The sequence below is a fragment of the Meiothermus sp. genome (assembly GCF_037443965.1).
Classification (GTDB): Bacteria; Deinococcota; Deinococci; order Deinococcales; family Thermaceae; genus Meiothermus.
Window position 1 is genome coordinate 1 of the sequence record NZ_JBBINI010000014.1, and the last position, 23,112, is coordinate 23,112.

At 61.4% G+C, this 23,112-nt stretch carries 25 protein-coding genes; 6 read left to right on the forward strand and 19 right to left on the reverse strand.

The window, feature by feature from the left end; all coding sequences use genetic code 11:
• From WKI89_RS08925 to WKI89_RS08970, 10 genes are all read right to left on the reverse strand, one after another.
• Positions 1-959, reverse strand: a 959-nt coding sequence (locus WKI89_RS08925) for a transaminase (RefSeq protein WP_337868896.1), incomplete at its 3' end; no start/stop codon positions are given.
• Positions 960-971: 12 nt separating this feature from the next.
• Complete coding sequence (gene aac(6') / locus WKI89_RS08930) at positions 972-1,403, reverse strand: aminoglycoside 6'-N-acetyltransferase (RefSeq protein WP_337868898.1); 432 nt, start codon at positions 1,401-1,403, stop codon at positions 972-974.
• Entirely contained in the window at positions 1,400-2,941 is a 1,542-nt protein-coding gene (locus WKI89_RS08935; protein WP_337868900.1) for an amidohydrolase, read from the reverse strand. Before WKI89_RS08935 ends, aac(6') begins: the two co-directional genes overlap by 4 nt.
• Before the next feature lie 195 nt (positions 2,942-3,136).
• Positions 3,137-3,433, reverse strand: coding sequence for a hypothetical protein (locus tag WKI89_RS08940; protein ID WP_337868902.1), 297 nt, complete (start codon positions 3,431-3,433; stop codon positions 3,137-3,139).
• 70 nt (positions 3,434-3,503) lie between these two features.
• On the reverse strand, positions 3,504-3,806 hold the full coding sequence (locus tag WKI89_RS08945; protein WP_337868904.1) for a nucleotidyltransferase family protein: 303 nt from the start codon (positions 3,804-3,806) through the stop codon (positions 3,504-3,506).
• 132 nt (positions 3,807-3,938) lie between these two features.
• The gene (locus WKI89_RS08950; RefSeq protein WP_337868905.1) at positions 3,939-4,595 is read right to left on the reverse strand and encodes a GNAT family N-acetyltransferase; all 657 of its coding nucleotides are present in this window, start codon (positions 4,593-4,595) and stop codon (positions 3,939-3,941) included.
• Between the two features lie 9 nt (positions 4,596-4,604).
• Positions 4,605-5,633, reverse strand: coding sequence for a spermidine/putrescine ABC transporter substrate-binding protein (locus WKI89_RS08955; protein WP_337868907.1), 1,029 nt, complete (start codon positions 5,631-5,633; stop codon positions 4,605-4,607).
• 51 nt (positions 5,634-5,684) lie between these two features.
• Entirely contained in the window at positions 5,685-6,641 is a 957-nt protein-coding gene (locus WKI89_RS08960) for a threonine/serine dehydratase (protein ID WP_337868909.1), read from the reverse strand.
• Positions 6,642-6,648: 7 nt separating this feature from the next.
• On the reverse strand, positions 6,649-8,001 hold the full coding sequence (locus tag WKI89_RS08965; protein ID WP_337868910.1) for an aminotransferase class III-fold pyridoxal phosphate-dependent enzyme: 1,353 nt from the start codon (positions 7,999-8,001) through the stop codon (positions 6,649-6,651).
• 151 nt (positions 8,002-8,152) lie between these two features.
• The gene (locus tag WKI89_RS08970; protein WP_337868911.1) at positions 8,153-9,424 is read right to left on the reverse strand and encodes a serine hydrolase domain-containing protein; all 1,272 of its coding nucleotides are present in this window, start codon (positions 9,422-9,424) and stop codon (positions 8,153-8,155) included.
• 288 nt (positions 9,425-9,712) lie between these two features.
• Here WKI89_RS08970 and WKI89_RS08975 point away from each other — a divergent pair, with 288 nt between their 5' ends.
• Entirely contained in the window at positions 9,713-11,332 is a 1,620-nt protein-coding gene (locus WKI89_RS08975; RefSeq protein WP_337868915.1) for a hypothetical protein, read from the forward strand.
• Between the two features lie 851 nt (positions 11,333-12,183).
• The gene (locus WKI89_RS08980; protein WP_337868917.1) at positions 12,184-12,630 is read left to right on the forward strand and encodes a hypothetical protein; all 447 of its coding nucleotides are present in this window, start codon (positions 12,184-12,186) and stop codon (positions 12,628-12,630) included.
• Between the two features lie 49 nt (positions 12,631-12,679).
• On the opposite strand, the gene WKI89_RS08985 is transcribed toward WKI89_RS08980, so the two are convergent.
• From WKI89_RS08985 to gabT, 5 genes are all read right to left on the reverse strand, one after another.
• Positions 12,680-13,708, reverse strand: coding sequence for a spermidine/putrescine ABC transporter substrate-binding protein (locus tag WKI89_RS08985; protein WP_337868919.1), 1,029 nt, complete (start codon positions 13,706-13,708; stop codon positions 12,680-12,682).
• 310 nt (positions 13,709-14,018) lie between these two features.
• Positions 14,019-14,804 (reverse strand): ABC transporter permease, encoded by a 786-nt coding sequence (locus WKI89_RS08990; protein ID WP_337868921.1) that lies wholly within the window; start codon positions 14,802-14,804, stop codon positions 14,019-14,021.
• A 214-nt stretch (positions 14,805-15,018) separates the two neighbouring features.
• Positions 15,019-15,924, reverse strand: coding sequence for an ABC transporter permease (locus WKI89_RS08995; RefSeq protein WP_337868922.1), 906 nt, complete (start codon positions 15,922-15,924; stop codon positions 15,019-15,021).
• A complete protein-coding gene (locus WKI89_RS09000; RefSeq protein WP_337869054.1) occupies positions 15,917-16,972 on the reverse strand; it encodes an ABC transporter ATP-binding protein in 1,056 nt (351 codons plus the stop codon). The genes WKI89_RS08995 and WKI89_RS09000 overlap by 8 nt, the downstream gene beginning before the upstream one ends.
• A gap of 96 nt (positions 16,973-17,068) precedes the next feature.
• Entirely contained in the window at positions 17,069-18,373 is a 1,305-nt protein-coding gene (gene gabT / locus WKI89_RS09005) for a 4-aminobutyrate--2-oxoglutarate transaminase (RefSeq protein ID WP_337868923.1), read from the reverse strand.
• A gap of 71 nt (positions 18,374-18,444) precedes the next feature.
• Between gabT and WKI89_RS09010 the strand changes: the two genes are divergently transcribed.
• Together WKI89_RS09010 and WKI89_RS09015 are read left to right on the forward strand one after the other, a co-directional pair.
• On the forward strand, positions 18,445-18,687 hold the full coding sequence (locus tag WKI89_RS09010) for a hypothetical protein (protein ID WP_337868925.1): 243 nt from the start codon (positions 18,445-18,447) through the stop codon (positions 18,685-18,687).
• Between the two features lie 18 nt (positions 18,688-18,705).
• Positions 18,706-19,389: a TIGR02466 family protein gene (locus WKI89_RS09015; protein WP_337868927.1), complete on the forward strand. Its 684-nt coding sequence runs from the start codon at positions 18,706-18,708 to the stop codon at positions 19,387-19,389.
• Here the strand turns inward: WKI89_RS09015 and WKI89_RS09020 are convergent.
• A complete protein-coding gene (locus WKI89_RS09020) occupies positions 19,383-19,784 on the reverse strand; it encodes a hypothetical protein (RefSeq protein ID WP_337868928.1) in 402 nt (133 codons plus the stop codon). The two genes, WKI89_RS09015 and WKI89_RS09020, sit on opposite strands and share 7 nt — an antisense overlap.
• A 191-nt stretch (positions 19,785-19,975) precedes the next feature.
• Positions 19,976-21,208, reverse strand: a complete 1,233-nt coding sequence (gene glyA, locus WKI89_RS09025) for a serine hydroxymethyltransferase (protein WP_337868930.1) — start codon at positions 21,206-21,208, stop codon at positions 19,976-19,978.
• 52 nt (positions 21,209-21,260) lie between these two features.
• On the opposite strand from glyA, the gene WKI89_RS09030 reads away from it, so the two are divergent.
• Together WKI89_RS09030 and WKI89_RS09035 are read left to right on the forward strand one after the other, a co-directional pair.
• On the forward strand, positions 21,261-21,515 hold the full coding sequence (locus WKI89_RS09030) for a hypothetical protein (protein ID WP_337868932.1): 255 nt from the start codon (positions 21,261-21,263) through the stop codon (positions 21,513-21,515).
• Positions 21,516-21,519: 4 nt separating this feature from the next.
• The gene (locus tag WKI89_RS09035) at positions 21,520-22,413 is read left to right on the forward strand and encodes an EamA family transporter (protein WP_337868934.1); all 894 of its coding nucleotides are present in this window, start codon (positions 21,520-21,522) and stop codon (positions 22,411-22,413) included.
• On the opposite strand, the gene WKI89_RS09040 is transcribed toward WKI89_RS09035, so the two are convergent.
• Together WKI89_RS09040 and WKI89_RS09045 are read right to left on the reverse strand one after the other, a co-directional pair.
• Positions 22,364-22,753 (reverse strand): DUF6036 family nucleotidyltransferase, encoded by a 390-nt coding sequence (locus WKI89_RS09040; RefSeq protein ID WP_337868935.1) that lies wholly within the window; start codon positions 22,751-22,753, stop codon positions 22,364-22,366. The two genes, WKI89_RS09035 and WKI89_RS09040, sit on opposite strands and share 50 nt — an antisense overlap.
• Positions 22,754-22,869: 116 nt before the next feature.
• A complete protein-coding gene (locus WKI89_RS09045; protein WP_337868937.1) occupies positions 22,870-23,073 on the reverse strand; it encodes a hypothetical protein in 204 nt (67 codons plus the stop codon).
• Between the last annotated feature and the right edge of the window lie 39 nt (positions 23,074-23,112).

The following is a 23,112-nucleotide window of genomic DNA, read 5'->3' on the forward strand; positions in this document are numbered from 1 at the left end:
ATTCCGCCAGTATCGGCATAGGGGGGCTGGATGACCGCCTGGGCCCGCCGGCCCACTTCCTCGCTAAATCCGTAGGCGGCGCTGGGAATGCCGCTGCCCAGGGGCTTGCCCACCGTAAGCATGTCGGGCTCGAGGCCGTGCGCGCGGGTATAGCCGCCCGGCCCCGCCGAGAGGGTGTGGGTCTCGTCCAGGATCAAAAGCGTACCGTAGCGGCGGGTGAGCTCGCGCAGGGCCTGATGAAAGCCGGGGGCGGGCTGCACGATGCCCACGTTGGTCATCACCGGCTCGGCCAGCACCGCCGCCACGTCGCCGGGGCGCAGGGCCTCTTCCAGGGCCTCCGGGTCGTTCCATTCCACCACCTTGCTGGTGAGGGTGGGGTCTACCTGCGGCCCGATGTTGCCGGGACGGCTAGCGGGCTTGCCCTCTACCAGCCAGGCATAAGCCTCGTCCACGGTGCCGTGGTAGCAGCCGTGGAAGACCAGCACCCTGGGCCGGGCGGTGATGGCCCGCGCCAGCCGGAGGGCAAAGCGGTTGGCGTCGGTGGCCGAGAGGGCAAACTGCCAGTACTTCAGGCCAAAGCGGCGCTGCAACTCCTCGGCCACCCAGAGGGCGTTTTCGCTGGGCAGCATGGTGGTGATGCCCTTGTGGAGCTGTTCGGCAATGGCCGGTAGCGCGGCGGCAGGGGCGTGGCCGGTCATGGCCCCGGTGTCGCCCAGGCAGAGGTCAATGTATTCGTGCCCGTCCACATCGCGGAAAGTAGCACCCCTGGCCTCAGCCACAAAGATGGGGAAGCCCCCCGGCCAGCGGGTCATCCAGTGCATAGGCACGCCCGCGAGGAGGGAGTTTTTGGCGCGCTGGTAGTGTGCCTGCGAACGCGGGTGCTGCTCGGCAAAGTGCTGCTGCTCGGCTTGCATCAGGGCCCGAACTTTGCTGCGGTCTATGGTTGCGGTATGGCGCATGGCACCTCTCCTTCATAGAGATTTGCGAAAACAGACGATGCGCTCTACTTCCTGGTAGCCCAGACGCGCGTGGGCCTGGTGGCTCTGGGTGTTGGATAGCTCGCTGTCGGAGGCCATCTCGCTACAGCCTTTTGCCCGGGCCCAGTCCTCGGCAGCCTGCACCAGCCGGCGCCCGATGCCGGTTTTACGGTGCTTTGGCGCAACATACCAGCCTTCCAGGTAGCCCACCGGGCTGCTCTCGCAGCCCTCGGCATAGTCTCGGAGCGAAACCTCCACAAAACCGATAAGCTGCCCGTTTTGCTCGGCCACAAAGCTGGTGAGGTGAGGGTGGTTCAGGATTTTGCTTACCTCGAGCTCGAAGTCGGCTGCGCTGTCGGGCCACAGGGCCGTACGGAGGGCGAAGTAGGCGGGTAGGTCGGCGGGGTGCAATGGGCGGATGGTCATGGACTCACCTCTCCGCCCACCACCGTCTGGTAGATGCGCAGGCTATAGGGGTCGCGCAGGTTGCCCTCGAGCACCACCAGATCGGCCCACTGGCCCACCTCCAGACGCCCCCGGTGGGCCCCGTCGCCCTGGGCTACGGCCCCGCCCACGGTGTAGGCCCAGAGGGCTTGCTCGAGGGTCACCTCGTTACCCTCCACCAGAGGCTCCCGCAGGGCGGCTTGCAGGCCCTTGAGCGGCTCCACCTGCTGTACCACCGGCCCATCCGAACTGAAGGCCACCGTGAGGCCTGCCTCGAACATGGCCCGCAGGTTGAAGCAGCGCGCCAGCCAGGCCTCGGGCACGTAGCGCAGGTAGTTGGCCCGCAGCTCGCGCAGGAAGATGGGCTGGGGTACGGCAATAATCCCCAGCTGACGGGCCTTGTGCAGGTGCTCGGGGCCGGCCAGCCCGAAGTGCTCGATGCGGTGGCGCGGGCCGGGCGCTTCCTGGTACAGCCGCTCGTAGACCCGCAAAACCTGATCCAGCGCCCGGTCGCCAATGGCATGGGTGCCGATGCGAAAACCCGCGCGGTGGGCTTCCAGGGCCAGCTCGAGCAGCTCTTCTTCCGCAAAGCGCAGGATGCCGTACTGGGGGGGCTCGAGGGTTTTATAGGGCTGCGAGATGGCCGCCGTGGCCCCCGAGAGGCCCCCATCGGCAAAAAACTTGACCGAGTCGCAGCGCAGCCAGTCCGAACGGTGCTTCTCGGGCAGCGGGAAGGTCTCGCTGCCCCCGTCTGGGCGGCGGATGTAGAGCAGATTAACCCGGATGGGCAGCTCGCCGCGGGCCTCCAGGGCCCGGTAGGCCGCGTAGAGCGGGGGGTCTACGGCGGGGTCGGTGGCGCTGGTGATGCCCAGGCTCTGCAGGTATTCCAGGCCCGCCTTGATCCACTGCTCGTACTGGGCCTGGCTGGGCTCGCCCATGGCCTTGAACACCAGGCCGTAGGCGGTCTCGTAGAGCAGGCCCCGCTCAAATTCGATTTCGCCGCCGGGCACGTGGGTTTGGGGGGTGATACCAGCGCGCTGTAGGGCCTGGGAATTCACCGCGTGGATGTGGGCGCAGGTGCGGGTGAGCAGCACCGGGTTGTGCGGGGCCAGCCGATCCAGCGCGGCCTTATCGGGCATGGCCCTCTCGGCCAGCAGGGCCTCGTTCCAGCCGCGCCCCCACAGCCACTCACCGGGCTTTAGCATCTTGGCCCGCGCCTCCACAAGGCGGTAGAGCTCTTCCAGACTGGGCACCCCCCGCAGGTCGAGCAGGGTGGTGCGGAGCTGCCCCACCTTCCAGATGTGGACATGCGCGTCGTTGAAGCCCGGCAGCAGGGTGCGGCCTTCCAGATTAATCCGCTTGGTGTCGGGATTGGCCAGGTTTTCCACCTCCGCTAGCCGGCCCACTGCGGCGATCTTGTCATCGCGGACAAGGAGGGCCTCGAGGGGCTTTAGAACGTAGCCTGACCCTTCAAGGGTAGGGGAGAGGATGTTACCGCCAAACAGGAGGTGCTGGGGCATGGGGTTATTGTATGGCTTTGGGGGCTCGAGTTTATCTATACGGATCAGCCGCAGTCGTGAAACAGTGGTATGTTGCATGTGTTGGCTAGTTACCCTCTTGTTCCAGGATTTTCTCCAATCGCAAAGCAACCTTGGGCAGTTCGACGGTAACTATCGCCCATACGATGTCTAGGTTCACCCCAAAATAATGGTGAATCAATCGGTCTCGAACACCGGCCATGCTCTTCCAGGGAATACGGGATATTTTGCCCTCAGCGTAGCGGATAGCTTCTTGGTTGCTTCGCCAACAACCTCAAGATTGCGTATAACTGCATCCTGGGTCTTCTCATACCGTTTCCGCTTGAATCCTTCACCGTTGGACGCAGTCAGAGGTGAAGGATTCAAGCCGACCGAAGGGAGTAGAAAAGCATTTCGGTAGTATCGTTTAGGCTTGTCAAAGTGAACGACACTACCGAAATGCGTATCATCGGCCAAGAATGCTTCGTAGGTCATCCCCGCGGTATAAGACATCATTCTGCGAGCGGCCTCTTGAATGTCGCTCAGTAATTCACGATCCGCTCACTCAGACATACTCGATGCTCCCAGCAATGTCCTTGGCGATGGGGGCTACCCTAATCCCCTGTATGCCTGCCGGCGTGAGTATATCCACCTGGCGACCTAATAATCCCTCGAGATACTCGGCCAGCTCAACGAACCTAAAGCCAATGGGTCGCTCAAACTCCACGACCAAATCCACATCACTTTCGTCCGTGGGTTGTCCTCTGGCAAAAGACCCAAACACACCAATCCGTTGTACCCCATAAACGTCGGAGAGATGGGCACGGTTTTGCTTGAGCAAGGCCAGGGTTTGTTCTTTTGATAGCATGTTCGCTTCCTAAAAGATGAACCAAACTGTGTTTAACCGAATATCAATTGTGAACGAACCGAGTTTGATGAGGCGAACCAGATTGGAAGTTAGGGAGTTTGTGTGCCATGAATTCATTTCATCTTTGCCTTATCATAGCAACCGCTCCGGATTCCGCCACACGATAAACACCCCGTAGTTGCCACAACTGGGGTCGTCGAGGTAATCCGGCATAATGCCCCACACACAGTAGCCCCGCTTGAGCTGTACCGAGAGCACCGGGTCGAACATCTCGCCGCGCACCACTTTTTGCACGTACTGCTCGATGGCCAGGTCGCGCTGGTAGGGGGCGTAGCCCTTGGGCATGGCCCCGGCCACGTGGCCCTCGAGGCCCAGGCGGCGCACCAGGTTTTGCCGGGCGGTGTAGAGCAGGGTGGAGAGGCCCAGGCCGCGGTACTCGGGGTGGACGCCGATGTCGGCGCCGTAAAGCCAGTCGCCGGTGGGGTTGTGGGTGGTGAGCCAGTTGCCGCCCACGGCCTCGAGGTAGCGGTGCTGGAAGTGGCTAAAGTCTACCTGGGTGCAGAGGTCGGTGGAGCAGGCCGCCACCTTGCCGCTCGAGCGTTCGATCACGGCGTGCTGGCCTTCGGGGAAGACCTGCATATGGGCTCGGTAATGCTCGGCAGTAATGAGTTGGTCTTTGGCCAGTGACGGGAAAGATGCCTGCTGGATGGCCTCGAGGGCCTCGGCCATCCAGGGCTCGGACTGCACCACGGCAAAGCGCTTATCGGGGCTTTGGAGGAGTTCAATCATATTTTTGGGCTAGCGGCTTTTGACCCGTGTCCAGGCTTCGTCCAGCACGCGGTTGTTGCTGCCCTGATCGAGGATGAACTCGAGCACCCTCATCTGCGCCTCGGTGGGCCAGATGGCGGGGTTCTTGAGCATCTCGGGCTCCAAGAGCTTCTTGGCCGCGGCATTGGGGGTGGCCGACTGCTGGTACTCGGCCAGGCGGGCCCCAATCTTGGCGTCCAGAATAAAGTTGATAAACCTGTGCGCGGCCTCGGGGTTGGGGGCCTTGGCCGGGATGGCCATGCTGTCAATAAACAGGGTGCTGCCCTCGCGGGGGATGGTGAAGCCGTAGCGGGGGTTGCCCTCGGCGGTGCGCAGGGCGTCCTGGTTGTAGACCACCGCCGCCACAATCTGGTTGGCCAGGAGCAGCTTGGTGGCCGAGACCCCACCCTGGAAGCCCTTGAAGTTGCGGCTTTGTTTGGCTGTTAGAAGGGTGTTTATCACCCGGCGAATCTGGGCGGGGTCGGTGTTGTTGACCGAGAGGCCCAGGTAGCGCTGGCCAATGCCCAGCATCTCGCGCGGGGAGTCCATCAGGGTAAAGGGCCCTTTCTGCTGCTTGGGATCGAAGAGCACGCTCCAGGAGGCAGGCGGGGTTTTGAAGATATCGGTGCGGTACATCAGGCCCACCGTGCCCCACAAATAGCCCACGGTGTAGCGGTTTCCGGGGTCGTAGGGCGGATTGGCAAACTTGGGGTCGAGGTTTTTCAGGTTGGGGATTTTGCTCTTGTCTAGGGGTTGCAGCAGCTTTAGGTTAATCAGCACCGGCACAATAAAATCCGAGGGCACCACCAGATCGAACTGGCTCACGCCCCCGGCCTGGAGTTTGGCCTGCATCTCCTCGTTGGATTCGTAGTAGGTGATGCGCACCTTGATGCCGGTGGCCTGTTCGAAGTCCCTGACGATGCTGGGGTCAATGTAGTCGGTCCAGGTGTAAAGCTGGAGGGTCTGGTTCTGGGCCCAGGCCAGGGACATGGCTACCACAAGGGCAAGAATCGTTCGCATGGTTGGCTCCTTTTTTTCGTCAAGATACCGTTTGGGTGTGTGCCCGCGCAACTAACACAGCACCGTTTGCAGGGCCGATAGCCCGATGTTGGCCCCGCAGATCACCACCACCACCCGCTGCCCCCGGTAGCGCGCGGCCCTTTTGAGCAAAGCGGCCAGGGCCACCCCGGCGGCCCCTTCCAGAAGCTGGTGCTGGGTCTCGATAAAAAGCCGCATGGCGGCCTTGATTTCTTCCTCGCTTACCGTAACCCAGTCGTCCACCAGGGTTCGGCACAGCTCGAAGGTGATGGTGTTGGCCTCGAGGCCCCCCGCGCTGCCGTCCGAGAGGGTGGGCTGGGCCTGGATGAACACGATGCGCCCTGCCTGCACCGAGGCCCACATGGCCGCGTCGTTTGCCGGCTGGCAGCCGATTATCTGGGTTGCTGGGCTGAGCGACTTAAGGTACGCGGCGATGCCGGAGATCATCCCCCCGCCCCCCACCGTCACGAAAACGGCCTGGGGGGGCTGGGGTAGCTGCTGGGCGATTTCCAGCCCGATGCTGCCCTGCCCGGCGATCACCTCGGGGTCGTTGTAGGGCGAGATGTAGGTCAGGCCGTGTTGGGCCGCGTAGGCCCGAGCATATACCTCGGTGTCGTCGCCGCTGTTACCGAAAATCCGCACCTCTGCGCCATAGTGCCGAATGGCCTCGAGCTTGGTGGGGCTGGCCCCCTCCGGCACAAAGACCAGGCCCCGCGCGCCCAGCTTGGCCAGACCAAAGGCCACCCCCGCCCCGTGGTTGCCGCTGCTGGCCGCTACCACGCCTTGTTGCAATTGCTGGGGGGATAGCGAGAGCAGCTTGTTCAGGGCCCCCCGCACCTTGAAGCTTCCGGTGGGCTGAAGGTTTTCCAGCTTCAAGTGCACCTCGGCCCCAGTGATGTGCGAGAGGGCCGGCGAAAGCTCCAGCGGCGTCTCGCGCAGGTAGGGCCGCAGGCGGGCGTGGGCCTGCCGGATGGCCAGGGGCCAGTTCATGCTGGGCTCAGGCCCCCACCGCCAGGGTCTGGTAGGTCTCGCGGATGGCCCCGGCCACCACCCCCAGGGCCTCGCGCAGCATGGCCTCGGGGATGTCGAGGGCGGGCAGGAAGCGGATGCAGTTGGTGTAGAGCCCGGCCCGGATCAGAATCACCCCGCGGCGGGAGGCCAGTTGGATGGTTTGCATGGCGAACTCCTGCCAGGGTTCTTTGGTTGTGGGGTCTTTGACGAACTCGAGCGCCATCATGGCCCCCAGCCCGCGCACGTCGCCCAGCACCGGGATTTCTTTTTGCAGGGGTGCGAAGCTCTCGCGGATGATCCGCTCGATGTGTTGGGCCTGCTCGAGGAAGCCCGGCGATGTCAGGATTCGCAGGGCCTCGAGGGCCGCCGCGCAGGCCAGCGGGTTGCCGCCGTAGGTGCTGCCTACCCCGCCCAGATGGGGGCTGTCCAGAATCTCAGCCCGGCCAGTGACGGCGCTGATGGGCAGGCCGGCCCCCAGACTCTTGGCGCTGATGAGCAGGTCGGGCACCACCCCGCTGTGCTCGATGGCCCAGAGCCTTCCGGTGCGGCCCGAGCCCGACTGAATCTCGTCGGCGATCATCACCGCCCCGGTCTGGTCGCAGACCTCTCGAATCTTGCGCAAAAACTTGTGCGGCACCGGGATAAAGCCTCCCTCGCCGATCACCGGCTCTATCACGATGGCCGCCAGGGCCGAGGGGTCAATGTGCGCGGTAAGGGCGTTTTCCAGGTTCCAGCAGGCCCAGTCTACGTACGCCTCGGGGGTCATGCCCGGCGGGGTGCGGTAGAGGTTGGGCACCGGCAGCCGGTAGACCTCGGGGGCAAAGGGGCCAAAGCCCTTCTTGAACAGGCCCCATTTGCTGGTCATGGCCATGGTCAGGTTGGTGCGCCCGTGGTAGGCCCCCTCGAAGACGATAATCCCAGGGCGTCCGGTGTAGCGGCGGGCAAACTTCACGGCGTTTTCCACCGCCTCGGCCCCGCCGTTGGCCAGAAGGGTCTTTTTGGGGAAGTCGCCAGGGGTGATGCGGTTCAGGGCCTCACAGACCGCCACATAAGGCTCGTAGTTGGCCACGATGCTGCACATGTGCAAGAGCTCGTTTGCCTGGGCTTTGAGGGCCTCCACCACGCTTTGGGGGGTGTGCCCTACGGCCAGTGCCCCAATGCCGCCGGCCAGGTCGATGAGGGTGTTGCCGTCCACGTCTTCCACCAGCGCGCCGTGGGCTTTCTTAACCGCGATGGGGTTGGCCTGGGCCAGCGCGCTCGAGACGGCGGCGGCCCGGCGGGCCTGGAGTTCCTGGCTTCTGGGGCCAGGGATGGGGGTTTTGAGCTGGATATAGGCCATAGATTCCTCTAATAGTTGCTAGTCGCTGGGCCGACCCCCGGCAATGCTCGAAGGGGTCGAAACAGGGCTGGTCAAAGGGTCGAAGCAGGCAGACCAGGGCTTACCAGGCCAGTGGGGGCGGGATGCACGCCTTTTGCACATCCATTTGCCTTTAGCTTAGCAGACCGTACAGCGCGCTTAAAACCTGCTCTTCCCAGCGGGTGTAGGCCGAGTAGAGGCCCCTATGCTGGGCGGGGTCACAGCCCTGGCCCCCCAGGATGTACACCAGCGCGTGAGCGGCCTCGAGGTCGAACAGCAGGCCGCTCAGAAGGCCATAGGCATCGCCTAAGTGGCCGAACCAGGGCCGGGGGTGGCCCTGCACCGGGCAGTCCTGGCCCGGCTGGTTGGTAAAACGCCAGACCCCCAGCCCCCAGCTTAGGGCCTGGCCGTTCATCGAATCGCCGTTGGAGCCTTCGAAGATCCATTGGGCTTCCATCATCTTTTGCAAAGTTGCCGCCTTCAAGAACGGGGTCGGCCCCACCCGGCCTTGGTGCAAAAAAAGCTGGGCTATCCGGGCCAGCTCGAGGGCCGAGGCCCGCAAGCCCCCTTGCGGCGAGAAGAAGGTAGAATTGGTTCCAGGCCGGTAGGTATTTAGATCAACGGTAATAAAGCCATTGTCGGGCCGGTCAGGGTTTGGTGTGACGGGGCCCGCAGGAACCACCCCGCGGTGGTCGTCCACCTGCGCCACCCAGGGGCCAGCCGGGTTCCATACCCCGCCGGTTTGCTTGCGGTAGAGCACCGCTAAGTTGCCCAGGGCTTCCGGGGAAAGGCGGCTAGGGTTGAAGCCACCCCCCAGGCCCAGGGGGCGCAGCACCTCGTTCTCCATGAACAGGTCGAAGCGTTGGCCCGACGCGCACTCCAGCAGGGTGCCCAGCACGCCGGTATTAAGGTTGGCATAGCAGGCGTAGCCGCCGGGCGGGTGGGCCGGGTCGAAGTGAGCGCCCCCCTCAAAAAAACGCCCCTCTGGATGAAAAAAGTCCTGCAAGGTGTAAGGGCTGGGAATGGAGTAGCGCGAGCCGTCGCGCAACGAGGAGGTATGCGAGAGCAGGTGCCGAACCCGGATGGTCGCCTGTGGAAACGCCGGGTTGCGCAGGGGAAAGCCCAGGTACTGGCTGACATCGGCCTCGAGGTCGAGCTTTCCCTGCTCCACCAGCCGCATGGCCCCCAGCGCCACTACCAGCTTGGAGATCGAGGCCACCCGGAAGCGGGTCTGATGGTTCACGGGCAGACTTTGGCTGGGGTCGGGGTCAATGTGGCGATACCCAAACGACTGGGCATAGACGACTTCCCCGCTCCGAACCACCGCTACCTGTAGGCTGGGAACGGCACAAAAGGAGTTGCCGAGCAGCGGTAGTAGGCTTTGGCTAACCTTTTCAGGCCCCATTAGCCCAGATTGTATCGGGTGCGTGCAGAGGGCTTTTCACAAAAATGTACCAAGTATATACGGTGCCCACCCAACTTGACTATAACCTCCAACCCTGCCATACTGAATCAGGCTATCTCGAAATGTAGCCTGAACTATGGAGGTGTATTCAGCCATGCGTGTTTCTGTCGTTGGTCGTTGGTCGTTGGTCGTTGGTCGTTGGTCGTTGGTCTAGTCCTGTTGCTGGCGGCGTGCGGGACGCAGCAGGTCAAAACTGCATATGATGCACAGCCATGGGATGGTGAACCGGTGCCGCTGGCCCTGGCCCAAGCCCTGACCCTGGGGATGAAGGTTTCTGCGGGTGGTGTGAGCCTGCAGGAAGCGAAGGGCTACAAATTTGCCCGCGAAACCGTTTATGACCTCTCCCTCAAACCTTTGCATCACCTGTTGTTGGTGGGTCCAGAAACCGCCGATTTTTGGAGCACCATCGCCAACCCCAAAGACAAAAACTACGCGCTGTACGCGATTGGTGCAACAGATAAACGTAGCTTCTTTTCGTTCATCCTGCCTGCCGCCAGCTTCAAGAGCCTGACCGAAACACGAGCCAGGGCAGGATCGTTCAAGCGCTTCTTGAGTCCAGCGGCAGGGGTGCTGTACCTGGAAGACAACACAGGACGGGTTTGGGATGTGAATACCGCTACAGAAGTGAGCGCCGAGCAGATGCAGGTGTGGCGCCAAGCCCAGCGGGTGCTGTTCGAGCAGCGGCAGAAGGATGGGATTCTGGACAAAATTAAGGAAGACTGGGACAGACTTCGCGCTGAAGCCAGCCAGAAGGGACTGGCCCAAAGCGGGGGGCTCCCCACCCTGGACGAGGTTACCCTGCCCAACGGCCACCTCGACGTGCCCAAACTGCTAAACGCACTGGAAGCCCAGAAAGCCGCCAGGGGGGTTAGCGCCAACTACACCAACGAACGGGCCTGGTGCATGGGCTGGTTCTGTGCGGGTATGGGTTATGCCAGTGTGGTGCGCAAGAACCGCTACAATGGTGACCTGGCGAATAACAACCTCTACAACCCGGATAACCCCGAAGACTGCACCACAGCCAACAAGTGCCGGATTACAAGCGACATTCGTAACGCGGACTTGGGCAACTGGCAATATATACCTAATTTCCGCACCGTTCCAGATGGCGGTTACTGGGGTGCTTGGGATTTTGGCCTTTCTGGGTTGCCACCGCTGGAGTATGTTGGTTGTGGGCCTATGTCCATCGTGCGCGTTTTTGCATGGTATGCCACTCAGCGGAGTGCATTTGGCAGTGGTGCGAACGTGAATTTCGTAAATGCGAACGCTACGCCCCCCAGTTCAGCACGGGATGTTGCCCACCAGATGTTTGAACCGGTTCACCTAGGTGGAAATGCGTATCAACCACGCATAGCCCGCTACACCGATACCTGGTTCTTCATGGGAGGTGGCATGACCCGCGATACCAACATAATTCCCGGTGCCAACAACTGGATTCGAGATAATGCCAGCATAGAGGGCAAAAACTGGGAGATGCGCGGCAGCCACAAAGCTTTTGTTAACTTTGTATATGCCGGAGCTACCCTGACCATCGTTGGGCTTCCCATCGCCTGGATAGACTTCAGTCAACATACCTGGCGCGTGCGCGATATAGCGCGTGGCAAGATTGGTCGGGACAATGAACCGGTGATTGCGCTGTATCCCACCGGAGGAGGTGGGGGCCTCGAGGGTCACTATGCCATGTCCCAGGCTTACATTGTGCATGAGGGCTGGTTCTCTGCAAATGTGTTGCTATGGATTACCAATATTCAAGAAGATTGGAAGAAAGATGCTCGGGCAGGAAGTTTTGTTAACGTGACCGATATGGCCGCTTACTACAGTGGTGCGTACGGCATGTACCGGAGGTAACCTCAATGTACAAGTGGCTTCTAACTGTGCTTGCTTTGCTATTGACAGCATGTCCTGTTTTTTCCTTCCATAATGCGCCTGCCATCCCAATTGAATACAGAGCAGCGGGGGTGTGCCAGGGGGTGGAACTAACCAATAACAATGCTGATGGCCAATGGAGCATTCATTACATGCGGCGACCTGAACCTCATAACACCAATCTTCCATCAGGACAGGCTGTTCGTATCCCCGATCCCAACCCCTCACCTGAGTTGACCTTATATGTGATATCGAGGGAATTAATGAGGACCGGTTCTGAGTTTGAGGTCGATCTCAGCTGGCGGTGTTTGCCGGATAAGCAGCCCGAACGGGTTCGGTTTACCTACCGCTGGTCTCGTGAGGGATTGGTAATCACAGAGGATGCCAGCCTGGCTTCTGGGCTTAGGATTGTTCAAGAGAGCCGAAACGCTTGGTGAGTGCGGCAACAGATACCCCCAAGCCTTGGCCCGATATTCCGCACCCTCCTCACTCCAGGTGGCAATATGCCCGCAAGATATGGATTACCGCAGCGCTGCACATTGATAGACTTCAGTCAACACACTTGGCGGGAACGCGGCATTGTGTGTGGAAAAATTGGTCGGGACAATGAACCGGTGATTGCGATGTATGGGCTGGGCACTTTGGGCCACTTTGCTATGTCCCAGGCCTACATTGTGCACGAGGGCTGGTTCTCGGCGAATGTGTTTCTGTGGATCAGGAGAGAAGCAGACTACAGGAGGCAAGATATGTTGCAAGGTAGTTTTGTCAACGTTACCGACATGGGCAGTTACTATAGCGGGGCATATGGAATGTACAGGAGGTAGGTGGTTGCGATGAAGTTTTACTGGCTGTTTCCCCTCCTGGCCGTTGCCTTAGCAGGATGCGTGTGTTGTTACACTGTACCTAGCACCGAAGCAGAATACACATCAAAAGGGGTATGTTCGGGGGTTGAGCTGACGACCAACAACCAAAAAATAACGGGTATTCGCTACATGTACAGTACAGAGGGTAGAACAGACTCGGTACTTCTGACACCAGGCCAGCCTGTGCGCATTCCAGACCCGAACCCTGAGCCCAGGCCAACCTACTATGGTCTTGGTTTTGATGGCCCTGTGCGCAACTCAGCGGAGGTAGACCTTACCTGGAGGTGTTTGCCGGATAAATCGCCCTTAAGGGTACAGTTTATCTATTATGTCGGCCAGTTCCCGAAAAAAGAGCTGCGGATTACGGAAAACCCGGCCTCGCCCCACGGATTTGACATCGAAGTGGTGAATCTCTAGTGTGCGAGCACCTCAGATCAAGGACACTGCAAGGAGGGGTCAGCAGGTTTTACCGGCTCTTGACGGCCGTCCAGACCTCGTCGTAGAGGCGGGTGTCTTTGCCCAGATCGAGCACAAACTCGAGCTTCTGCATGGTCGTGGTATCGGGATAGATGGCCGGGTTCTTGCGGTCTTCGGCGTTGATGAAAGGCAGCGCGGCCTTGTTGGGGGTGGCGTAGCGGTTGAAGTTGGAGAGCTGGGCCCCAATTTTGGCGTCCAGAATAAAGTTGATGAACTGGTGGGCGGCCTCGGGGTTGGGGGCTTTGGCCGGAATGGCCATGTTGTCCAGGAATAGGGCAGCTCCTTCCTTGGGTACCACAAAGTTCACGTTGGGGTTCTCGGCAGCGGCCTTGAGGGCATCGCCGTTGTAGACCACCGCGTAGGTGGCTGTGCCGGCGACCAGGCGGTTCTTGGCCCCCACGCCGCCTTCAAAGCCCAGGAAGCGGGGGTTTTTCTTGGCATTCAGAAGCACCTGGCCGGCGGCCCGCACCTCGGCGGGGTTCCGGGTGTTGATGGACTTGCCCTGGAAGCGCAGCGCCGCCCCCAGCATCTCGCGGATGGAGTCCATCAGCACGAAGGGCTTATCGGCCCCGGGCCCCAGAATCACGCTCCAACTGGTGGGGGTGGGGACGCGGTCTTTGCGGTACATGATGCCCGACATGCCCCACTGGTAGGCCGCGCTGTAGCGGTTGCCGGGGTCGAAGGGCGGGTTGGCAAACTTGGGGTCGAGGTTTTTCAGGTTGGGGATTTTGCTTTTGTTAAGGGGCTGGATTAGCTTGAGCTGGATCAGGGTGGGGATGATGTAGTCGCCCGGTACGATGACGTCGTACTGCGAGACCCCCCCGGCCTGGAGCTTGGCCAGCATGTCCTCATTGGATTCGTAGAGGTCAATGCGTACCCGCAGGTTGAACTTTTGCTCGAAGGCTTTGATGATGGCCGGGTCCATGTACTCCGACCAGATAAAAAGCCGCATTTCGCGTGGCTGAGCAAACGCCAGTGACAAAGCCAGCAGGGTCAATAGGGCCACAAAACCTTTCATCAGGGGTTCCTCCTTATACCAACTCTACGCGTGAGTGACGCATATGGCATCACTCACTTGCCGCTTAGGTTCCGGCTGTGCTAGTGCTTCGCACCAGGATCGCGTAAGCGACTTTGCCTGGGCGCATCCGAGGGTCTCTTCCATAGCTTTTCGGGTCAGTCATGCGCAGAACCTGTGCTACATTTTACTGCAGTCTATCGGTGTGGGTTGAAGTAATTATTAGCGAACACTACCGATTGGCCGCGTCCTGGCAGGCCCTGTGTGGGATGGTTCCCTCAGGTGGAGCAAGCTCGCAGATCAAAAAAAGCCATCAGCGACGGGTCAAACGTTCGGAGGTCAGTACCAGCAAAACGGTCGCCAGAAAGATCAGGGTCGAGAGGGCGTGAATTTCCGGCGTGACCCCCCGCCGCACCGAGGCGTAGATGAGCAAGGGCAGGGTTTGGGAGGTAGGGCCAGCGGTGAAAAAGCTAATCACGAAGTCGTCCAGCGAAAGCGTGAAGGCCAGCATGGCCCCGGCCACAATACCTGGGGTCAACAGGGGCAGCAGTACCCGGCGTACATAGTAGCCATAGCTGGCATAGAGGTCGCGGGCAGCCTCGTCAAGGTCGTGCCCCAGGCTCTTGAGGCGGCTTCGCACCGTGAGGGCCACAAAGGCCACCTGGAAGGTGACGTGTCCCAGAACCATGGTGGTCATGCCCAGCTCGAAAATGCTCGAGAGGGTTCGCAAGGCTCCAAAGGCGACCACCAGCGCCACAGCCAGGATGATGTCGGGCGTAACCACCGGAAGATAGAGAATATTCTCCAGAAAACCCGAGCTGCGGCGAGGCCAGGGATAGCGCTCCAGTGCAATGGCCAATAGGGTGCCCAATACGGTGGCAATGAGGGTGGAGACCACCGCCAAGAACAAGGTGTTGCGGGCGGCCTCGAGGATATCGGGGTTGTTCAGGAGCCGCACATACCAATCCCAGGTGAAGCCGCTCCACTGCATCCCGTAGCGGGTTTTGTTGAAGGACAGAACGGCCACTGCCAACATGGGCAGATACAAGAATGCCAGGGTAGCCAGAGCAGTGAGGCTGATCCAGGGGTTCAGGCGCACGGGCCGCCTCCGATTGTGTTCAGAGTCGAGGGTCTTGGCTGTGCTGCGGCAAGGTTGACAGACGGGTGGAGAAGCGACCTTGAACCAAGCCCACCCCCGGCACCGTACTCGAGCGGCTTCTGGCCTATGCATCGTGCAGGCATATCGTGAAACCACTGAGCGTCGAGTGCTGGCCTGACCCTCGACCCTTGACCCGTGGCTCTCGACCTTCGCCTCATACCAAATCCACATCCTTGCCCCGGCGGCGATAGATAGCCAGCCCGATCAGGGTCATGAGCATCAGGCCCAGGCTGATCGCGGCCCCATAGGGCCAGTCGCGGCTGGCGTAGAACTGCTGCTGGATCAGGTTGCCCACCAGCAGGTACTTGGCCCCGCCCAGCAGGTCGGGAATCACGAACATGCCCATGGCCGGGATAAAGGTCAGGATGATGCCCACCGTGAGGCCCGGCAGGGTCTGGGGCCAGATGGCCTGGAAGAAGGTGCGGATGCGGCTGGCGTAGAGGTCCTGGGCGGCCTCCACCAGGCTCCAGTCCAGCCGCTCCACGCTGGAGAAGAGCGGCATCACCACAAAGGGTAGAAAAGCCGTAATCATGCCAATATAAACCGCCAGCGGGCTGGGGTAGAGGCCGGAATCGGGGGCCAGCAGGCCCAGGGCCTGGGCCAGTTTGGCGAAGGGAAGGTCGGGGGCCAGGAGCATCTGCCAGGCGTAGGCGCGGATGACCAGGTTGGTCCAGAAGGGAATAATCACCAGGGCCAGCCAGAGGTAGCGGGTGCGGGGGGGGCGGCTGGCGATGAAGAAGGCCAAGGGATAGGCCAGCACGATGCAGATGAGGGTGGTCACGAAGGCCACCCAGAGGCTTCGCAGCAGAATCAGGATGGTGTCGGGGCTCCAGCCGAAGATGCCGTAGCCCAAAAGGCGGCGGTAGTTTTCCAGGCTGAAGTTCCAGACCACCTCGCCGTACGGTCCCCGCTCGGCAAAGGAGAGGGCCACCAGCGAAAGACCGGGGATCACCAGCAGGCCCAGAATCCAGATGGCGGCGGGCAGCAGGAACCACAGCCCCCGGCGGTAGAGCTGGGCCGGGGTGGTCAGCTCGCCGAACCAGACCACGCGCCTATTCATCCAGCACCACCAAGGAATCTACAGGTAGCTCGGCCCAGAGTTCCTGCCCGGCCTGCAGGGTGGGGTGGGGGGTGGTGCGCACCCGGAGTTCGCAGGGCTCGAGCCAGACCTCCTGATAAGCCCCGCGATAGACCGCCTCGCGCACCCGCACCCGGAGGGCGTTCTGCCGGGGTTCTACCTCGGATAGGCGCACCCGCTCGGGCCGAATGGCCACATAGCCCTCGTCCCAGGGGGGGGTCTGGCTCAGGGCCAGCTTGCCGTAGGGGGTGTCGAGGCCCAGGGGCAGCCTTTGGCCCCGAATCAGGTTGGCCGCACCCAAAAACTCGGCGGCGTAGCGGGTGCGGGGCCGCTCGTAGACCTCGTCCGGGGTACCGACCTGCTCGAGGTGGCCCATCCGCATCAGGGCGATGCGATCCGAGACCGCCATGGCCTCGTCCTGGTCGTGGGTGACCAGGATAAAGGTCAGGCCCAACTGCTGCTGGAGCCGCCGGAGCTGTACCTGTACCTCGGCCCTGAGCTTGGCGTCGAGGGCGCTCATGGGCTCGTCCAGCAAGAGCACCTGGGGCTCGTTGACCAGGGCCCGGGCCAGGGCCACCCGTTGCTTCTGGCCGCCCGAAAGCTGGTGGGGCAGCCGCTCGGCAAAGCGCTCGAGCTGCAACATCTCCAGGCCGTACCTCACCCGTCGCTCCACCTCGGCCTGGTTCATGCGGCGGCTTTTGAGGCCAAAGGCGATGTTTTCCCGCACCGTAAGGTGTGGAAACAGGGCGTAGCTCTGAAACACCGTATTGACCGGGCGGCGGTTGGCAGGGAGGGGTGTAAGGTCTTGGCCCATCAGCACCACCCGGCCCTCGCTGGGCACCTCGAGGCCGGCAATAATCCGCAGCAGGGTGGTTTTGCCGCAGCCCGAGGGCCCCAAAAGGGTGAAGAACTGGCCCGCAGGCACCTCGAGGCTCACCCCGCCCAACGCGGTAAAATCGCCGAATTTTTTGACCACGTTCTGTATGGAGAGGGACTCCCCTGTGGCCGGAGGCCGTATGGCGGCGGTCATGGTTGGCGAACAGATTACCAGAGGGGGCCGGGGGTTGACCAGGGTGGCCATCGAAAAAACCCGCCCCCTACAGGAGGCGGGCCTTGCACACCGGGGCTATTTGGCTTCGTTCAGGGCTTGCTCGAGGCTGGCCTCCAGAATCTCCAGTCCCTTGCGGGCCTCGGCCTCGCTCACCACCAGCGGCACCAAGCAGCGGATCACGTTGGCGTGCATTCCTGCCTTGAACAGCAGTAAGCCCTTCTCGCGGGCAACCTCGAGCAGCCGGTTGGTGAGCTGCGGGTCGGGGCTCTTGGAGCTGGGATCTTTGACCAGCTCCATGGCGATCATGGGCCCCAGGCCGCGCACATCCCCCACGCTTTGGGGGAAGCGGGCCTGAATTTTGCGGAAGCCCTCGTGCAATAGCTCGCCCAGCCTCTGGGCTTTTTCCAGCAGGTTTTCCTGCTCGAACACCTCCAGCACGGCCAGCGCGGCGGCACAGGCCAGGGGGTTGCCGCCAAAGGTGCTGCCCAGCCCGCCCACCGCAGGTGCGTCCATAATCTCGGCCTTGCCCAGCACCCCCCCGATGGGCAGCCCGCCGCCGATGCTCTTGGCGAAGCAGATCAGGTCGGGCTCCACCTCGGCGTGCTCGATGGCCCAGAATTTGCCGGTACGGCCAATGCCGGTCTGTACTTCGTCGTCAATGAAGACGATGCCGTGCTTCTGGGTGAGGCTTCGCAGGGCCTTGAGGAAGGGCTTGGGGGCCGGTACAAAGCCACCCTCACCCAGTTGCGGCTCGATGATGATGGCGGCCACCCGCTCGGGCTGAATCTGGGTATCGAAGACCTCGTGCAGCCCGTCCAGGGCCTTGCGCGTGTCTATCCCGTGGTACTCGCTGGGGTAGGGGGCGTGGTAGACCTCGGGGGCAAAGGGGCCGAAGTTCTGGCGGTAGGGGTTGGACTTGCCGGTCAGGGTCATGCCCATCAGGGTGCGCCCGTGGAAACTGCCGCGGAAGGCGATCACGCCGGGCCGGTTGGTGAAGGAGCGGGCGATCTTGATGGCGTTCTCGGTAGCCTCCACGCCGGTATTCAGAAAGAATGCTTTCTTGTCGCCGGAGATGGGCGCGGTGGCCGAAAGCCGCTCGGCCAGCTCGATGTAGGGTTCGTAGGCCACCCCAGGAAAGCAGGTGTGCAGGTAGCGGTGCAGCTGCTTTTCCACCGCCTCCACCACCCTGGGGTGGTTGTGCCCTGCGTTCAGCACCCCAATGCCGCCAAACCAGTCCAGGTACTCGTTGCCGTCCACGTCCCAGATCTTGCCGCCCTCGGCGCGGGCGATCACGATGGGGTGTACCTGCGAGACACCGCGGGGGACAATTTTATGCCGCCGCTCGATGAGGGTTTGGTTTTTGGATGGGGTTTGGGTCATAGGTTTCCTCCAGCCGCTCCTAGAGTCTAAACCTCCGGGCAGGCCTTGTGTACCCCGTGTAGAATCACGCTATGCTTACAAAAGCCCTGCAAACCCTGGGCCTGCTCTTTTGGACAGGTTTTCTGGTCTACTTTACGGCCTACCTCTTCTCGCTCGGCTACCGGGTGCAGAACCTGGCCCAGTGGGCCCTGATTGCCCTGATGCTCCTGGCCTGGATGGCGGTATGGGCCGGCCATGGCCGCTGGCTGGGGTTGCTGGTGGGGCTACAGCTTGGGCTGGTGGTGCTTTTGTACCTGCTGAGCCTGCGGCCTTAGATTAGAGCGAGGTGCCTTATGAACACATCCCCGGTGCAGTTGCTCTGGCCCACCCCCATCCTGGTTCGTAAGTTTGAAGATGCTGCAGTGGTGAACCCCGAGCTCGTCCGCCTCTTCTACCGCGAACTGGGTGAGCAGGGCTTGCAGGGAACCGTCTACAGCAGCTCGGATGACATCCTGGTGCGCTACCAGCACCCGGCCCTGCAGGCTTTGTTTAGCTTTATCTCCGACTCGGTTTTTGAAATTGCCCGCGCCCTTAACGGGCCCATCTGGCAGCAGGCCGGGGTCAAAAACCTGCGCATGGAGGTGGTGGGGGCCTGGTTCCAGATTCAAAACCGCTTTGGCTTTCACGACATCCACAACCACGGCAACTGCTCGTGGTCGGGGGTTTACTACGTGCAGCTAGACCCCGTGCAAAAGCGCCAGCAGCACCCGGTGCTGGGAGCGCTCAACGGCATCACCCGCTTTTACGCCCAGCACCTCAATCTGTTGGGTGGGGCTCATATGGACATGGGCAACGCCTACCTCCAGCAGTCCACCTTCGACGTAACCCCCGAGGAAGGGGTGCTGGTGGTGTTTCCAAGCTGGTTGCTGCACAAGGCTATGCCCTACGACGGCGAGCGCGACCGGGTGATTGTCTCCTTCAACGCCCAGGTGCACGGCGAGCAGGGCAACAAGGCCTTCGAGTACGGCTTTCACTGAAAAGTGATGGTAAAGGAGGTCGGTACACCGTAGCGGAAGGTGCAGCGATAGGGCTGCCGGATACTGGCCCCTCGGTTGTCAGTGGTATCTACAAAAGACTCGAGGCTTTGTATGCCGTTCTCAGACTTGAGTGCCCGTAGATCGTGCCAGAAGCCAGGAAATAGAGTATTGACCGACGAACCCAGCTCCGTTTTCACCTGGGCATAACAGGTCTGGATGGCTTCGTAGCGGGGGAAGAGAAATGCCAGAGCAACCCCCACGAACAGCACCAACACCACCCCAAACACCACCAGCGACTCGAGGCGGGCCTTTTCCCTGGCCCGCAGGCGTTCACGTTCGGCCCGGGCTTCTCGCTCGAGGCGGGCGCGCATTTCCATGGGGGTTTCTTCAGGCACGGCTCTCTCCCAAAGTTGGGGCTGATCCGGGATTGGCAGTCTGGTTGAAAGATGCTTTATATGGGCTGATAGCTTGTCGGAGCATAATTCAGGCGTTGACCAGAGGACGTCCGGCAGCTACTTGATTATGAACTATGACCAAGATAACGAAAATCCCCCCAGGCGGGGGGACGGCCTTGTAACGCAGGCGTTTACGGCAAGGGAAATTGCGAAGCAAAAGCCTTCACTTCCGCGCGAAGGGTTTCGGCATTCTCACCCCCCAGGGCGCGGTCTATCAATTCGGCGATCTTGGGCATGTGTTCTTCGGTCATGCCGCGGGTGGTGACGGCCGGGGTGCCGATGCGGATACCGCCGCCGTGGATGATTTTCTCGGTGTCGTAGGGCAGGGTGCTTTTGGAGATGGTGATGTGGGCGGCATCTAAGAGCCGGGTGGCCTTGGTGCCATTAAGGCCCTGGGGGCGCAGATCTACCACAAAAAGATGATTGTCGGTGCCCCCCGAGACGATGCGGTAGCCGCGCTTTTGCATCTCGGCGGCCAGGGTTTGGGCGTTCTGGATGATCTGGGCCGAGTAGGCTTTGAACTCGGGGCGTAAGGCTTCTCCAAAAGCCACGGCTTTACCAGCGATAACGTGTTCCAAGGGGCCGCCCTGGGTGCCGGGGAAGATGGAACGATCCAGGATGGCGGCGATCTCGAGGTCGTCCGACAAAATCAGGCCGGAGCGTGGGCCGCGCAGGGTCTTGTGGGTGGTGGAGGTCACGACGTGGGCATAGGGCAGGGGGGAGGGGTGCAGGCCCGCCGCCACCAGCCCCGCGATGTGGGCGATGTCAGCCATCAGGTAGGCTCCCACCTCGTCGGCAATCTCGCGGAAAGCCTTGAAGTCGAGGATGCGGCTGTAGGCGCTGGCCCCGCAGATAATCATTTTAGGTTTGTGCTCGAGGGCCAGGGCCCGTACGTCCTCCATGTGCAGTAATTCGTCTTCCTGGCGCACCTTGTAGCCAAAGAACCTGTAGTTGATGCCCGAGAAGTTGACCGGAGAGCCATGGGTGAGGTGGCCGCCGTGCGACAGATCCATGCCCAGCACGGTGTCGCCGGGCTTGAGCAGGGCGGCGTACACCGCAATGTTGGCGCTGCTGCCAGAGTGGGGCTGCACGTTGGCCCAGGCCGCCCCAAAAAGCTGCTTGGCCCGTTCAATTGCCAGGGCTTCCACCTGGTCTACGATTTCGCAACCGCCGTACCAGCGCTTGCCGGGATAGCCCTCGGCGTACTTGTTGGTGAGCACGCTGCCCACGGCTTCGCGCACCTGGGCCGAGGTGAAGTTTTCCGAGGCGATGAGCTCTAAGCCGTTGCGCTGGCGCTCTTCCTCCTGGCGGATTAGGTCGAACACCAGTTCGTCGCGCAGTTGGGATTGGGGGGTCTCGATCACCCTTCAAGTATAGCAACATGAAACAAGGCGCCAAATCCAGTAGACTGTAGACATGAGCGTTTTGGGGCGTATCTCCTTAATTCTAGGGCTTATCCTTCTGATCGTTGCGATTATCCTGGCCACGTTGAATTTCATCATCATCCGCGACTACCTGGTAGCCCTCACGGCCCAGCGCAGCCGCGACTTTTACAATGTGAACCCCCGCCTCTGGATTACCTATCTGGTGATCTTCGGTTCGGGCTTGCTTCTGGGCTTGGGAATGGTCTGGAGTATGATGGCCCGCCGCCAGAGCCGGGCCACTGAGTAAAACTTTGGCAGGCTACCTCTATGTCTTGGCTGCCGCTTGCTTGTGGGGCCTGCTGGGGGTGGTGTCCAAGTGGGCTTTTGAGCAGGGGGTCAGCCCCCTCGAGGTGGCCTTCTGGCGGGCTGCTCTGGGGGCGGTGCTGTTTGGGGCGCAGGCGGCGCTGATGCAAAAAGTGCGCCTCGAGCGCGCCGATGGCTGGGCGGTGCTGGGTTTTGGGCTGGTGGGCATCTCGCTTTTTTACGGGGCCTACCAGCTTGCCATCGGGAGCGGCGGGGCGGCCCTGGCCGCGGTGCTGCTCTATACCGCCCCGGCCATCGTGGCCCTGCTCTCCTGGCTTTTTTTGCGCGAGCCCATGGACGCCCATAAGGTGGGGGCGGTGGGCCTGACCCTATTGGGCGTGGCCCTGGTCAGCCTGCAAGGGGGCGGGGTCAGGGTTACGCCGGCGGCGGTGTTCTGGGGCCTGCTCTCGGCCCTGACCTATGCCACCTACTACCTGTTTGGCAAGCTCTACCTGAACAAATACAGCACCCCCACGGTGTTTTTGTACGCGCTGCCGGTGGGGGCGCTGGGGCTGCTGCCGTTTGTGCATTTTGTGCCCAAAAACGCCGAAGCCTGGGCGGCCATCGCCTTCCTGACCGTAGCCTCCACCTTTTTCGCGGTCACGCTCTATTTTGCCGGCCTCCGGCGCCTGGAGGCCACCCGGGCCTCGGTGGTGGCCACCATCGAGCCGGTGGTGGCGGCCTTGGTGGCCTGGCTGTGGTGGGGCGAGCGCTTTAGCCTGCTGGGCTACCTGGGGGCCGGGCTGGTGCTGGCGGGGGTGGTGTGGATGGTGCTCAGGCCGCAGACTGGCGCTACGCCTCTTCGTCCGACTGCAAAGCCTGAACGTCCTCGAGGTCTTTAGGTCGCCCGGCAGCAATTTTAGAAGCGACCAGATCGTCGAGCGATACCACGTAAAAAATTTGGCCTTGATAGGTCATGGTGGTTTTGCGCTCCCAGGCGGTATCGAAGTGCAGGCCCGGTGTGTGGGTCTGCACGTCAATGCGGATGCGGTCTTTGAAAACGGTGATGTCGTTGCTCAGTATTTCTTCCGGGGAGACCAGGGCAGCGGAAGCAATCCCAGCCTCATATAGGGCATCCAGCAGTTTTGCTGCATTTTCCGGCGTTGCCTCTATCAGTAGGTCGAGGTCGAAAGTGGCCCTGGGAACGCCGTACAAAACCGCGGCGATTCCACCAATGACCACATACCCTATCGCGGCCTTCGCTATTTTTGCCGCTGCTCCCAGCGGCAAAAAACAAGCGCTAAAAAGCACATATGACGAATGGAATTGTGCGGTTTTTTCTGAAGGCCGCTCTTACGTCATGGGCGTTCAACGGCGCGAATACGTTTTTGAGGAGACGCAGCATCGTCCTTGGCCGCCTTCGCAAGCGCGCTGGGATTATTTTGCAGAATGAGATCGGTCATCATCACCAGGTAATCCATCCGCTCCTCGAGCGTCAGGGAACGGAACCAGCGGGCCTTGGCCTGCAGGGTTTCCTCTGCGCGGTCATGGGAAACGCTCACCCTCACATTCTAGATTGTATCAAGAAGCCCTCGAGCCCA